The sequence below is a fragment of the Streptomyces sp. NPDC050548 genome, assembly GCF_044457385.1.
Lineage (GTDB): Bacteria > Actinomycetota > Actinomycetes > Streptomycetales > Streptomycetaceae > Streptomyces.
Window position 1 is genome coordinate 101,463 of sequence record NZ_JBITGV010000029.1, and the last position, 11,466, is coordinate 112,928.

The 11,466-nt window shown below is 69.5% G+C and carries 14 protein-coding genes; 8 read left to right on the forward strand and 6 right to left on the reverse strand.

All coding sequences use genetic code 11. The features are described from left to right. Positions 1-123 precede the first annotated feature (123 nt). Together ACIBJH_RS45800 and ACIBJH_RS45805 are read right to left on the reverse strand one after the other, a co-directional pair. Positions 124-1,209 (reverse strand): S-adenosylmethionine:tRNA ribosyltransferase-isomerase, encoded by a 1,086-nt coding sequence (locus tag ACIBJH_RS45800; RefSeq protein ID WP_399122953.1) that lies wholly within the window; start codon positions 1,207-1,209, stop codon positions 124-126. Continuing rightward, positions 1,206-1,901 (reverse strand): SDR family NAD(P)-dependent oxidoreductase, encoded by a 696-nt coding sequence (locus ACIBJH_RS45805; protein WP_399122954.1) that lies wholly within the window; start codon positions 1,899-1,901, stop codon positions 1,206-1,208. The genes ACIBJH_RS45800 and ACIBJH_RS45805 overlap by 4 nt, the downstream gene beginning before the upstream one ends. Positions 1,902-2,085: 184 nt before the next feature. On the opposite strand from ACIBJH_RS45805, the gene ACIBJH_RS45810 reads away from it, so the two are divergent. The 4 genes from ACIBJH_RS45810 (at position 2,086) to ACIBJH_RS45825 (ending at position 4,714) form a co-directional block, all read left to right on the forward strand. Continuing rightward, positions 2,086-3,231, forward strand: coding sequence for a GAF domain-containing sensor histidine kinase (locus ACIBJH_RS45810; RefSeq protein WP_399122955.1), 1,146 nt, complete (start codon positions 2,086-2,088; stop codon positions 3,229-3,231). Then, positions 3,224-3,865: a response regulator gene (locus ACIBJH_RS45815; protein WP_399122957.1), complete on the forward strand. Its 642-nt coding sequence runs from the start codon at positions 3,224-3,226 to the stop codon at positions 3,863-3,865. The genes ACIBJH_RS45810 and ACIBJH_RS45815 overlap by 8 nt, the downstream gene beginning before the upstream one ends. Positions 3,866-4,020: 155 nt before the next feature. Continuing rightward, complete coding sequence (locus ACIBJH_RS45820; protein ID WP_093625129.1) at positions 4,021-4,260, forward strand: chaplin family protein; 240 nt, start codon at positions 4,021-4,023, stop codon at positions 4,258-4,260. A 214-nt stretch (positions 4,261-4,474) separates the two neighbouring features. Beyond that, positions 4,475-4,714 carry a chaplin family protein gene (locus ACIBJH_RS45825; RefSeq protein ID WP_399122958.1) on the forward strand — a complete coding sequence of 80 codons (240 nt, stop codon included), beginning with the start codon at positions 4,475-4,477 and terminating at the stop codon, positions 4,712-4,714. A gap of 229 nt (positions 4,715-4,943) precedes the next feature. On the opposite strand, the gene ACIBJH_RS45830 is transcribed toward ACIBJH_RS45825, so the two are convergent. Further along, complete coding sequence (locus ACIBJH_RS45830; protein ID WP_399122959.1) at positions 4,944-5,732, reverse strand: hypothetical protein; 789 nt, start codon at positions 5,730-5,732, stop codon at positions 4,944-4,946. Positions 5,733-5,864: 132 nt separating this feature from the next. On the opposite strand from ACIBJH_RS45830, the gene ACIBJH_RS45835 reads away from it, so the two are divergent. The 3 genes from ACIBJH_RS45835 (at position 5,865) to ACIBJH_RS45845 (ending at position 8,261) form a co-directional block, all read left to right on the forward strand. Beyond that, complete coding sequence (locus ACIBJH_RS45835) at positions 5,865-6,656, forward strand: ABC transporter ATP-binding protein (protein WP_019067387.1); 792 nt, start codon at positions 5,865-5,867, stop codon at positions 6,654-6,656. Between the two features lie 80 nt (positions 6,657-6,736). Then, entirely contained in the window at positions 6,737-7,171 is a 435-nt protein-coding gene (locus ACIBJH_RS45840; RefSeq protein ID WP_399122960.1) for an NfeD family protein, read from the forward strand. Between the two features lie 130 nt (positions 7,172-7,301). After that, the gene (locus ACIBJH_RS45845; protein ID WP_019060707.1) at positions 7,302-8,261 is read left to right on the forward strand and encodes an SPFH domain-containing protein; all 960 of its coding nucleotides are present in this window, start codon (positions 7,302-7,304) and stop codon (positions 8,259-8,261) included. Positions 8,262-8,328: 67 nt separating this feature from the next. On the opposite strand, the gene ACIBJH_RS45850 is transcribed toward ACIBJH_RS45845, so the two are convergent. The 3 genes from ACIBJH_RS45850 to ACIBJH_RS45860 form a co-directional block, all read right to left on the reverse strand. Then, positions 8,329-8,835, reverse strand: coding sequence for an HNH endonuclease (locus ACIBJH_RS45850; RefSeq protein WP_019067385.1), 507 nt, complete (start codon positions 8,833-8,835; stop codon positions 8,329-8,331). A gap of 145 nt (positions 8,836-8,980) precedes the next feature. Beyond that, complete coding sequence (locus tag ACIBJH_RS45855; protein WP_399122962.1) at positions 8,981-9,520, reverse strand: YbhB/YbcL family Raf kinase inhibitor-like protein; 540 nt, start codon at positions 9,518-9,520, stop codon at positions 8,981-8,983. 40 nt (positions 9,521-9,560) lie between these two features. Beyond that, positions 9,561-10,343 carry a sporulation protein gene (locus tag ACIBJH_RS45860; protein WP_019067383.1) on the reverse strand — a complete coding sequence of 261 codons (783 nt, stop codon included), beginning with the start codon at positions 10,341-10,343 and terminating at the stop codon, positions 9,561-9,563. Positions 10,344-10,480: 137 nt separating this feature from the next. Between ACIBJH_RS45860 and ACIBJH_RS45865 the strand changes: the two genes are divergently transcribed. Further along, the gene (locus ACIBJH_RS45865; protein WP_399122963.1) at positions 10,481-11,122 is read left to right on the forward strand and encodes a DNA-3-methyladenine glycosylase; all 642 of its coding nucleotides are present in this window, start codon (positions 10,481-10,483) and stop codon (positions 11,120-11,122) included. Positions 11,123-11,466 lie beyond the last annotated feature (344 nt).

Below are 11,466 nucleotides of genomic sequence, written 5' to 3' on the forward strand. Positions count from 1 at the left end.
GGAAGGGCAAAACGGGACAGATGGGTCCGTCTGTCCCGCTCAAGCGGGTCGGGTTTATCTCCTATGTGTCCTAGTACGTGATCTGCGCCCTATGTGCGGGCTCACACCGGAGCCCCAGCAACCTCACCCGCAGTTGCTGGAGCAACTCACTGGGTGAGGACCCTCCTCCGGGAGGATGAGGTGCACGTCCCCGAACTCGTGCCACAGGTAGAGCCCGCACAACGCCTCCTCATAACTGCGGTCGACAGCGGCCCGCCCGGCGACCGCCTCCAGCATCAGCAGATGCGAGGCCTCCGGCTCGTGCAGCCCCGTCAGCAACCCGTCCACCACCCGCACCCCCCGCTCCGGTGTGACGACGAGATCCGTCCACGCGGCACGCGCGCGTACGACCCCATCACTGCCGACTGCGGACTCGACGGCCCGCACGGCGGTGGTCCCCACCGCGATCACCCGCCCGTCCCCCGCGCGGACGGCATTGATCAACCGGGCCGACGCCTCCGACACCGCGAACCGCTCCGGATACGGCGGCTCGTGCACCTCGGCCGACGCCACCCCCGTGTGCAGGGTGATCGGCGCGAACTGCACCCCCCGACTCACCAGCTCCGCCACCATCCGCGCCGTGAAGGGCCGCGCGGCACTCGGCATCTCCGCACTGCCGACCCCGTCCTCGGCCGGCAAGGAGAACACCGTCTGGTAGACGGACAGCGGCTGATCCCGCTCCGTATAGGAGTAGCGGATGGGCCGCCCGTGCTCACCCAACAGCTCGGCCACCCCCGAACCGGACACCCGCGCCCACCACAACCGCTCGCCCCGAGCGCTCAGCGGCTCCTCCAAGGCCAGCCGCGCGTCCCCGGGCAGCCGTATCTCCGTCCCCGCCGGGCCGCCCGCACGCGCGCGTGAGGTGCCCTTCCCGTCCGGGTCCCGCAGCTCGACCGCCCACCGCCCGTCGTCGCCCCGCGTCGAGAAATGCACCACCACGCGCGCGTGCCCGATCCACCCGTCCACCGCGGCGGCCAACGTCGGCGACGTGTTCACGACCAGCAGATCCCCGGCCCGCAGCAGCCTCGGCAGCTCTCCGAACCCGTGATGCGACACCTCGGTACCCCGCGACACCAGGAGTCGTACGGCGTCCCGGTCCAGCCCGGGCCCGCGCTGCTCGGCCGGCACACGCGCGGACAGTTCCTCGGGTACGCGCACGGCCACCGTCATCGCTCCTCCAGCAGGGCCGGGGCTCCGTAACGACCGCTCGCCGGCCGCTCGTCCAGCAGCCGCAGCAAGGCCGGCACCACGCTCGCCGGCGACGGCCGTGGATCGTCGTCGTCCGGTACGGCCGCCGCATACAGGTCCGTGCCCATGTCCCCGGGGTCCACCGCCCAGACCCGCAGCCCGGGCTCCTCCGCGCCGAGCACCGCCGCGAGCTGGTCGAGGGCCGCCTTGGACGCCCCGTAGCCGCCCCACGTCTCGTACGCCTCGGCCGCCGCGTCCGAACTGACCGCGATCACCGCACCGGCCCGCGAGGCCCGCAGCAACGGCAGCGCCTCCTGGACCAGGCCCAGGGCGGCCACCACATTCACCTCCAGCGCCCGCCGCAACCCGTCCAGGGGGAGCTCGTCGAGCCGTACGAGCGGCTCGGCGCCCAGCGCGCTCGCGTTGCTCACGACCAGGTCGACGCCGCCCAGCTTCCCCGCCGCGGCCACCAGCTCCGCGCGGTGCGCGGCATCCGTGACGTCCCCGGGAAGGACCTCCACGCGCGTGCCGTACGCGGCGACGGCCACCGCGGCCTCCATCAGCACCCCCTCGGTCCTGGCGTCCAGCACCAGATCCCAGCCCCGCGCGGCCAGCGCCTCGGCGAGCGCCCGCCCCAGCCCCTTCGAGGCCCCCGTGATGATCGCTACCGACATGACACACGTCCCCTCGTCCACTACGCCTCCGTCGGCGTGCCCCCAACGTAGGAACGGGACCGCCCCCGCCGCCTCGGACGCCGGCCGCAGTCCACCGGGGCCCTTCGCCCTAGGCCTTCCGGACCAGACGACGACCGTCACCGGCCCGATCCGCGTTGTCACACCCCGCCGGTACCGTGAGGACATGAGTCAAGGTCCACGGTCCGGCCTCGCGGCGGTGAGTTCCGCACTGCTGGCCATGAGCAGGCACCTGGAGGTGCGCGACGTCCTCAAGACGATCGTCGCCTCGGCCCGCGAGCTGCTCGACGCGCAGTACGCCGCCCTCGGCGTCCCGGACGACCACGGCGGCTTCGCCCAGTTCGTGGTCGACGGCGTCAGCGACGCCCAGTGGAAGGCCATCGGCCCGCTCCCGCGCCAGCACGGCATCCTCGCCGCGATGCTGCACGAGGCCAAGGCCGAACGCCTCGCGGACGTACGCAAGGACCCGCGCTTCGAGGGCTGGCCCTCGGCCCACCCCGACATGTCCGACTTCCTGGGCCTGCCCATCCGCGATGACGACGAGGTCATCGGCGCCCTGTTCCTCGCCAACAAGAACTGCCCCAAGAGGGACGGCACTTGCGGCTTCACCGAGGAGGACGAGGAACTGCTCTCGATCCTCGCCCAGCACGCGGCCATCGCCCTCACCAACGCCCGCCTCTACGAGCGCAGCCGCGAGCTGACCATCGCCGAGGAGCGCTCCCGGCTCGCCCACGAACTGCACGACGCGGTGGCCCAGAAGCTGTTCTCCCTCCGGCTCACCGCGCAGGCCGCCGCCACCCTCGTCGACCGCGACCCCTCCCGCGCCAAGGGCGAACTCCAGCAGGTGGCCGCGCTCGCCGCCGAGGCCGCCGACGAACTGCGCGCCGCGGTCGTCGAGTTGCGCCCCGCCGCCCTGGACGAGGACGGACTGAGCGCCACCCTGCGCACCCAGATCCAGGTCCTCGACCGCGCCCACACCGCGCGCGTGACCTTCACCGGCCGCGGCTTCCGCGCCCAGCCCGCGGCCCAGGAGGAGGCCATGCTCCGCGTCGCCCAGGAAGCCCTGCACAACGCCCTGCGGCACTCCGGCGCGGAGCACGTCGCCGTGACCCTGGAGCGCAGCGGCTGCGGAGCGGTCCTACGGATCACCGACGACGGATGCGGCTTCGAACCCCAGTCGATCCGCCGTGCGGGACGCCATCTGGGCCTGGTCTCCATGCGGGACCGGACCAACGGCGTCGGCGGCACGCTCACCGTGGAATCGGCGCCCGGAAAGGGCACCACGATCGAGATGGAGGTCCCCGGTGGCTGACGCAATCAAGGTGCTGATCGTCGACGACCACCAGGTCGTCCGCCGGGGCCTGCGCACCTTCCTGGAGGTGCAGGACGACATCGAGGTCGTCGGCGAAGCGGCCGACGGCGCCGAAGGGGTCGCCCGCACCGAGGAGTTGAAGCCCGACATCGTCCTCATGGACGTCAAGATGCCGGGCATGGACGGCATCGACGCGCTGCGCAGACTCCGCGAACTCGACCACCCCGCGCGCGTGCTGATCGTCACCAGCTTCACCGAACAGCGCACGGTGATCCCGGCCCTGCGCGCGGGCGCCGCCGGTTACGTCTACAAGGACGTGGACCCGGACGCCCTGGCCGGCGCCATCCGCTCCGTCCACGCGGGCCACATCCTGCTCCAACCCGAGGTCGCCGGCGTCCTGTTGTCCCAGGAGGAGTCCAACTCGGGGCAGGGGAGAGGCGGTTCGCTCACGGAGCGGGAGCGCGAGGTGCTCGGCCTGATCGCGGACGGCCGCTCCAACCGCGAGATAGCCCGCGCCCTGGTCCTCTCCGAGAAGACGGTCAAGACCCACGTCTCGAACATCCTGATGAAGCTCGACCTGGCGGACCGCACCCAGGCCGCCCTGTTCGCCGTACGCCACGGTCTGACGAGGTAGGAGAGGTTGCGGCGGCAACCCGGAACGTCCCCTTCCGGGCCGAGATTCATACCGTCGTGGGAATGTCCCCCGGATGGCGCATCCTTCATGGATCTCCGCCGTTCTCCAATGCGTGCCGCGGCGCCTGCCGCGGTGATCGCTAGGAGGGCTCAGAAGTGAAGAACCTGAAGAAGGCAGCGGCCGTGACGATGGTGGCCGGCGGGCTGGTCGCCGCCGGTGCCGGGCTGGCCTCCGCCGACAGCCTGGCGAACGGCCAGGCCGTCGGCTCGCCCGGTGTCGGCTCGGGCAACGTCGTCCAGGTCCCGGTGCACGTCCCGGTGAACGTCGTCGGCAACAGCGTCAACGTCATCGGCGTCCTGAACCCCGCCTTCGGCAACCTGGGCGTCAACCACTGACGCACGTCGCTCCGCGACAGTGACCTCCGGCCTCCCAGGGTGCTCCCTGGGAGGCCGGTCTGCTCGTCACCTGGTCATCCGGTCGGCTTGTCGCGCCAATGATCCGAACGGGCAGTCAAACGCGCATTCCCGTGCCGTTTCCGGTACTGCCTGCGTTGTTCAGCGCACGACCCGCGGCCGGGTCGGTCACGCAATCGCAGGAGGAACGCTTCCCATGAACATCGCCAAGAAGGCCGCCGTGGCCCTCACCGTCGCCGGTATCGCCGCAGGCGCCTCCGCCGGTGCGGCTGTCGCCGACGCGGGTGCCGATGCCGCGGCCGTGAAGTCGCCGGGTGTCGGCTCGGGCAACGTCGTCCAGGTCCCGGTCCACGTCCCCGTCAACGTCGTCGGCGACAGCGTCAACGTCATCGGCCTGCTGAACCCCACGTTCGGCAACAAGGGCATCAACGGCTGACACCCACAGCCGTAAGAAGGGGCCCCGAGAGTCAACGACGACTCTCGGGGCCCTTTCTGATCAGCGTGGTTCAGCACCAATCAGCTTGTCCGGCGCCTTTTCAACGCAGGCCCGCAAAATCCAGCCCGTCCGGCGTTTGAGGACGAGGCCCTTTCAGGGCCGAAGCGGGGGCCTGGGGGCGGAGCCCCCAGACGCCCACACCAACACCGGACACCACACGAACCGACGCTCACCGCACCCCCTTCTCCCGCTCCTCCACAACGGAGTTGTACGCCGCGACCTGCGCCCGCCGAGCCGTCCGCCCCACCGGCCGCAACGCCTCCGCCCGCACCGCCATCTCGGACGCGCTCACCGCACCCCCGTGCCCGCTCTCCTCGGCCAGGGACACCAGCAGCCCCACCCGCTGCGCCAGCTCCAACACCCGCACCGCGCGCGGCGGATACCCCGGCGCCAACACCTCCCGCCCCCGCTCGGCCCGCGCGCGATACGCGTCGAGCGCCGCCTCCGCGACCGGCCCCGACCCGGCCACGTCCAGCCGCGACAACACGGCCGTCGCGTCCCGCAGCGCCTCCGCCAACTCCCGCTCGGCCTCCCCGAGCGAGGGCACATCGGCGGGCGGCGCCTCCCGCACCGGCAGGCAGTGCCAGACGACCTCGACATGTACGTCACCGGGGGGACCGGCCTCGTACACCTCGGGAACGAGGCCGAGCGCGGCGCCGTAGCAGATCACCGCCTCCTCGGCCTCCAGGGCCCGCGCGTTGAACGCGGGCGGGCCACTCAGCCCCAGCGGGTGTCCCGAGGTGGGCAGGGCCAGGCGCAGCCCGGTCACCCCGAGGGTGCGCAGCCGTCCCAGCGCGAGTGTGAGTCCGACGGGCGCCGACTCGCCCGGCAGCCCTTCCACCCGGTGCACGGCGTCCTCGCCCACGATGGCGAGTACGGCGTCGTCCGGCGAGACAAGCCCGGCCAAAAGGGCGTTTCCCCAGGCGGCGAGCCGCCCTGAACGTGGTTCCGAAAGCATGCCCCCCACCCTAAGGACCGGACCGATGGGATGGACCGCCCGGCCGGTGGCGTAGATTTCTTCGAGGGCTGCGCCTACCGGCGCACGCGACAGCCGAGACAGGCCGACGATGCAATGGGAGACAGCGCGCTCATGAGCGATGTTCTGGAGCTGGAGGACGTAACCGTGGTCCGGGAGGGCCGGGCTCTGGTGGACCAGGTCTCCTGGTCGGTCAAGGAGGGCGAGCGCTGGGTCATCCTCGGCCCGAACGGCGCCGGCAAGACCACGCTCCTGAACGTCGCGTCCAGCTACCTGTTCCCCAGCAGCGGCACCGCCACCATCCTCGGCGAGACCCTCGGCAAGGTCGACGTCTTCGAACTCCGCCCCCGCATCGGCGTCGCCGGTATCGCCATGGCCGAGAAGCTCCCCAAGCGCCAGACCGTCCTGCAGACCGTGCTGACCGCCGCCTACGGCATGACCGCCGGGTGGCACGAGGACTACGAGGACGTCGACGAGCAGCGTGCCCGCGCCTTCCTCGACCGCCTCGGCATGAGCGACTACCTGGACCGCAAGTTCGGCACCCTCTCCGAGGGAGAGCGCAAGCGAACCCTCATCGCCCGTGCCCTGATGACCGACCCCGAGCTGCTCCTCCTCGACGAGCCCGCCGCCGGCCTCGACCTCGGCGGCCGCGAGGACCTCGTACGCCGTCTCGGCCGCCTCGCCCGCGACCCGATCGCCCCCTCCATGATCATGGTCACCCACCATGTCGAGGAGATCGCCCCCGGCTTCACCCACGTCCTGATGATCCGTCAGGGCAAGGTCCTCGCCGCGGGCCCGCTGGAGCTCGAACTCACCGCGCGCAACCTCTCCCTCTGCTTCGGCCTCCCGCTGATCGTCGAGCAGGTCGGCGACCGCTGGACCGCACACGGTCTCCCCATGTCCTGACCGAACTCCCCTGAAAAATACGGGTCGTACGGGCATATGCGCCCTGTCCGCGACCCGACCCGCAGCCCTACCATGACCTTGTGAACGACATCGGCGCATGGGTGTGGTGGCTCGTCGGCGCGGCAGCACTCGGGATCCCGCTCGTGGTGACCGCCATGCCCGAGTTCGGCATGCTCGCCGTGGGCGCGGGCGCCGCCGCTGCCACGGCCGGGCTCGGCGCGGACGTCGTCGTGCAGGTCCTCGTCTTCGTCGCCGTCTCGGTCGCCCTCATCGCGGTCGTACGGCCCATCGCGAACCGCCACCGTTCGACCCGGCCCCAACTGGCCACGGGCGTGGACGCGTTGAAGGGCAAACAGGCCGTCGTCCTGGAGCGCGTGGACGGCTCGGGCCACGGCCGGATCAAGCTCGCCGGCGAGATCTGGTCGGCCCGCGCACTCGACACCGACCGCGCCTACGAACCGGGCCAGGAGGTGGACGTCGTGGAGATCGAGGGAGCCACCGCGATCGTCATCTGACCTCGCACGACTCAACTGAACCGAACAGCACACGAGTTGCATGACGGTCTGACAGACTCGACCAGCAAGATCTTCAACAACCATAAGATCTTCCGAAAGCGCCGAGGCGGAGAAGGGTACGGGGAGCACGATGGAACCGGTCATCATCGTCTTGATCATCCTGGTGGTGTTGGTCTTCATCGCTTTGATCAAGACGATCCAGGTCATCCCGCAGGCAAGTGCCGCGATCGTGGAGCGGTTCGGCCGCTACACACGGACACTCAACGCGGGACTCAACATCGTCGTCCCGTTCATAGACACGATCCGTAACCGCATCGACCTGCGCGAACAGGTCGTACCGTTCCCGCCGCAGCCGGTGATCACCCAGGACAACCTGGTCGTCAACATCGACACGGTCATCTACTACCAGGTGACGGACGCGCGGGCCGCGACCTACGAAGTGGCCAGCTACATCCAGGCGATCGAGCAGCTCACGGTCACCACGCTCCGCAACATCATCGGCGGCATGGACCTGGAGCGGACCCTCACCTCCCGCGAGGAGATCAACGCGGCCCTGCGCGGAGTCCTCGACGAGGCGACGGGCAAGTGGGGCATCCGCGTGAACCGCGTCGAACTCAAGGCAATTGAGCCCCCCACCTCCATCCAGGACTCGATGGAGAAGCAGATGCGCGCCGACCGTGACAAGCGCGCCGCGATCCTCACCGCGGAGGGCACGCGCCAGGCGGCCATCCTCACCGCGGAGGGCGAGAAGCAGTCCCAGATCCTGCGCGCCGAAGGTGAGGCCAAGGCAGCCGCCCTGCGCGCCGAGGGCGAGGCCCAGGCCGTCCGTACGGTCTTCGAGGCCATCCACGCCGGAGACGCCGACCAGAAGCTCCTGAGCTACCAGTACCTCCAGATGCTCCCGAAGATCGCCGAGGGCGACGCCAACAAGCTCTGGATCGTCCCCAGCGAAATCGGCGATGCCCTCAAGGGCTTGTCCGGCGCGATGGGCAACATGGGCCCGTTCGGCGGCGGTTCGGGAGGCGGCGGAGGCAACTCCGGCAACTCGGACGGCAATTCGGAACGCCGCGAGAAGCCGTCCATCGACTGACAGACTCGTCCTACGACACTGGGGCCCACCTCCCGCAGGAGGTGGGCCCCAGTTCTGTTCACGTGCCCTACGCCGCCGGCTGCACCAGCCACTGCGGCAGCGCGTCGAAGTCCTCGGTCCCCAGCGCCAACAGCATCGCGTCCGCCGGCGTCGGCTCGAACGGCCGCCGCAGCAACGGCATCCCCGCCTGCTCCGGAGTCCGGGCCGCCTTGCGGTGGTTGTCCTCCGCGCACGAGGCCACCGTGTTCAGCCAGGAGTCCTGACCACCCTGCGCCCTGGGCACCACGTGGTCCACCGTCGTCGCCCGCCTGCCGCAGTACGCGCACCGGTGCCGGTCCCGGACCAGCACACCCCGCCTCGACCACGGAGCTTGTCTTCGGAACGGCACCCTCACATACCTGCACAACCGGATGACCCGGGGGGCCGGTATGTCAACCTCGGCTCCGCGCATACGCAGTTCGGGGTGGGCCTGCTCGACGACAGCCTTGTCCTGGAGCACCAGAACGACGGCTCGATTCAACGACACCGTCGACAGCGGCTCGAAGCTCGCGTTCAGCACCAGCGTGTCCCGCATCCAGCCCACCTCCCGTGTGCAATCGGCCCACCGCCTGGCGGGCTTGGATCAACTCTGGCCGGGCACGCCGAGATGGACAACGCAATAAAAACTGCCCGCCTCTGATCAATTCCATGACCAGAGGCGGGCAAACGTTCAATGAACGTCAGTCTTCGGTGGGCGCTTCGTACTCACCGATCAGCTGGGCACGGGCCAGCGCGTGAAACCGCAGGTTGAAACCGACGACCGCCGGAGAGACGTCCGAGTCCGGACCCAGCTTCTCCGAGTCCACGGCGTACACCGTGAACACATAACGGTGCGACCCGTCCCCGGGCGGCGGAGCGGCCCCGCCGAAGTCCTTCGACCCGTAGTCGTTCCGCACCTGTACGGCGCCCTCGGGCAGCCCCTCGAACTTGCCGCTGCCCGCACCCGCCGGCAGCTCGGTCACCGAGGCCGGGATGTCGAACACCGTCCAGTGCCAGAACCCGCTCCCCGTAGGGGCGTCCGGGTCGTAGCAGGTCACGGCGAAACTCTTGGTCTCGGGCGGGAAGCCCTCCCACCGCAGCTGCGGCGAGGTGTTGCCGGCCGCGTAGACCTGAGCGTCCTTGAGCGTCGCCCCCGGCTCGACGTCCTCACTCGTCACCGTGAACGACGGCACGGGCGGATGGAAGTCATGGGGGAGGGGTCGCCGCTTCAGCTCGGTCACCTTGGTACCTCCTGATCGGAATCTTCAGTACGTCCCGAGCCTAGAACCAGTTGCGCTTGCTGCCGACCTCGGAGATCCACTGATTGAGGTACGCCGCCCAGTCCGTCCCGTGGAAGTCGTGCTGGCCCACCTGGAAGGAACGGAAGGTGTCACTGCCCTCGCTGAACAGGCCCGGCTTCTTGTCCATCTCCAGGATGACGTCCATCGCGTTCTCATCGGCGACGAAGCTCAGCTCGACCTGGTTCAGCCCCCGGTACTGCGACGGCGGGAAGAACTCGATCTCCTGGTAGAACGGCAGCTTCTGCCGCGTCCCCCGGATGTGACCGCGCTCCATGTCCGCGTTCTTGAACCGGAAGCCCAGCTGGAGGAAGGCGTCCAGGATCGCCTTCTGCGCGGGCAACGGGTGCACGTTGACCGGGTCCAGGTCGCTGGAGTCCACGGCACGCGCGATCGCCAGCTCGGTGCTCACCCCGATGTGCATCCCGCGCAGCGCCTGACCGTCGATCATCGTGACCGGCGTCTCCCAGGGGATCTCCAGACCGAACGGCACGGTGTGCGCGGTCCCCGCCTGCAACTCGAAGGCACCGCCCAGCCGCACCTTCGTGAACTCGATGTCCTGCTTGTACTCCTGGTCACCGCTCTCGACCTCGACCTTGGCCTGCAGTCCGACCGAGAGCCCCTGGATCTCCTGGTTCACGGACCCGCCCTGGATCCGCACCTCGCCCTGGACGACACCACCAGGAACGACGTTGACCTCGGTCAGCACCGTCTCCACCGAAGCCCCGCCGGCCCCCAGGCTCGCGAGCAGCTTCTTGAACGCCATGACTCTCCCTTTACGAATGGACCCTTGATCCCTACAAACGCGATCCGACCGCGACCGGTTCCGCGCCACACCCTGGCAAGCGGACCGAACCTTGACCACCCCTTGGCACAAGCGCGTCTGGACTACGCTCGGACGCCATGATCGCGCCCCCGGACCGTAAGCCACTCCCCAGAGAGTTCTTCGACCGCCCTGTACTGGAGGTCGCCCCCGACCTCCTGGGCCGCCTCCTCGTCCGTACGACCCCCGACGGTCCGATCATCCTGCGCATCACAGAGGTCGAGGCCTACGACGGCGGAAACGACCCCGCCTCCCACGCCTATCGCGGCCCGACCGCGCGCAACGGCGTGATGTTCGGCCCACCCGGGTACGTGTACGTCTACTTCACGTACGGCATGTGGCACTGCATGAACCTGGTGTGCGGTCCCGAGGGCACGGCGAGGGCGGTCCTGCTGCGGGCCGGCGAGATCGTCGAGGGCGCCGAGCTGGCCCGCAAACGTCGACTCTCGGCCCGAAATGACAAAGAACTGGCCAAAGGCCCCGCCCGCCTGGCCACCGCACTGGACGTCGACCGCTCCCTGGACGGCACGGACGCGTGCACCACGGGCGACACACCCCTGCGGATGCTGGCCGGTACACCCGTGCCCTCCCATCAGGTAAGCAACGGCCCCCGTACCGGAGTGTCCGGCGAGGGGGCGGTCCACCCGTGGCGGTTCTGGATCACCAACGACCCTACGGTGAGCCCTTATCGGGCCCATACGCCAAGGCGTCGGTCAAGTTGACGCGCCGTGGCGGGGTGCGTAACGTAGCCCGAGCCGCTTGACCCGGGTACGGCATTCGCCTGCAGCCGGAAGCGGCCAACCCACTACCTACGACTCCCTCTCAGCAGGGGCGCGTTCAGCATGCCTGCATGCCTGAATTCGAACTTGCGGAACTCGATTATGAGCTGGCGAGGGAATCGGCTAACGTAGTGAATGTCGAAAGGCCGACAGGCGAAAGCCCAAAGCGTTTGACAATCCCAATCGACAGGGAATCGGGACCGGAAACGGTCTGATAGAGTCGGAAACGCAAGACCGAAGGGAAAAGCCCGGAGGAAAGCCCGAGAGGGTGAGTACAAAGGAAGCGT